This is a genomic window from Bradyrhizobium sp. 61 (assembly GCF_023073075.1).
Classification (GTDB): domain Bacteria; phylum Pseudomonadota; class Alphaproteobacteria; order Rhizobiales; family Xanthobacteraceae; genus Bradyrhizobium; species Bradyrhizobium barranii.
The window spans coordinates 1-1,273 of the sequence record NZ_JADPIU010000100.1; the positions used below are offsets into that span (position 1 = coordinate 1).

General features: G+C 61.8%; 1 protein-coding gene. It reads right to left on the reverse strand.

Going from position 1 to position 1,273, the window contains the following annotated elements:
* Nucleotides 1-8: 8 nt before the first annotated feature.
* A complete protein-coding gene (locus tag IVB46_RS39430; RefSeq protein ID WP_247316389.1) occupies nt 9-1,178 on the reverse strand; it encodes an IS481 family transposase in 1,170 nt (389 codons plus the stop codon).
* Nucleotides 1,179-1,273: the final 95 nt, after the last annotated feature.

A 1,273-nucleotide genomic window follows, 5' to 3' on the forward strand; every position in this document is an offset into this window, starting at 1 on the left:
CTTGATGTTCAGCCCGGGGACATGACCGACGGGTGTTCGGGGACATAGCCGACACTTTTTCCGCTCGCCAAGTCGATGATAGCGACTTGGTGGGCGGCAAAGAAGACCCCGTATTGCGCATCGTTTGCCGAGGGGCGGATGGCGAGGCGCTCACCACGGAAGGCCTGTGGCACTTTCCAAAGACATCCCTTGAAGCTGACATAGGCCTTGGTCGTGGAGACGCGGCGCACGATCTCATGGCTGTCGTATTCGACCTCCGGCAATCGCTCGGGCATGGCCCGCTGGCTCGGCCGATATCGACTAGCCGGGACCTGTTGCCCGAGCGCTTCGTGCGGTCGCTCGAAGTTGTAGACCTCCCGCCAGGCGTCGAAGGCACGCTGTGTTTCTGCGAGATCGCGGAACTGCCGCAGCGCGAACACCTCAGCCGCGAGCGTGCGGTGGAACCGTTCATTCTTGCCGCGGCTTTGCGGATGATATGGGCGGCTGTGGATGACGGCGACGCCAAGCTTGAGCAGCCAGACCGAGAACCGTGTCCATCGTTCGCCGGAAGGATCACCCCAGGGTGAACCATTATCGACGAAGAAGGCCTCCGGGAGACCATAATGGCGAAAGGTCTTCTCCAGGCGGCTGCGCACGGTATCTGTGCGTTGATCTGCACAGGCCTGCAGGCACAGATCATAGCGCGAGTGGTCGTCCACGACCGTCAGAGGATGGCATTGGACATCATTGCCGAGCCGAACCCAGCCTTTGAAGTCCATCTGCCACAACAGATTGGGTGCCGGCATCTCAAAACGCTGGCTGGCCACCGCACCGCCGATCGGAGGCGTGATGCGGCCAGACCGACGCAGGATCTGATGGACCGTTGAAACGGCTGGCGAGTGACGGCCTTCTCGCTCGAGACAACGAGCTATCTTGCGAGCTCCCCATGCCGGATGCGCATCGCGTACCGCGATAATGCGGGCCTCCAGCTTGCAATCGGTCTGTCCCGGGCTCACATGCGGCCGCCGCGAGCGGTCCTCAATGTTCTGGTCGGCCTGCCATCGTGCAAGCCATTTGTAGCCTGTGTCGGGATGGATATTGAACCGTCGACAGAGCTCCCGCCGGTTCGCTCCCTCCTGCATCGCAAGCCGAACGAACTCCCGCCGCTGATCCATCACCGACACCTCTCGCCAGGGCATGGACTTGGCCTCCCACGCTGCCAAATCCCTGCACTATGATGTGTCGGCTATGTCCCCGAACACCCGTCGGTCATGTCCCCGGGCTGAACACTTGA

What these genes read in the sequence shown, in the direction of transcription:
- IVB46_RS39430 (WP_247316389.1), bottom strand. Translation starts at nt 1,178, where the DNA reads ATGCCCTGGCGAGAGGTGTCGGTGATGGATCAGCGGCGGGAGTTCGTT.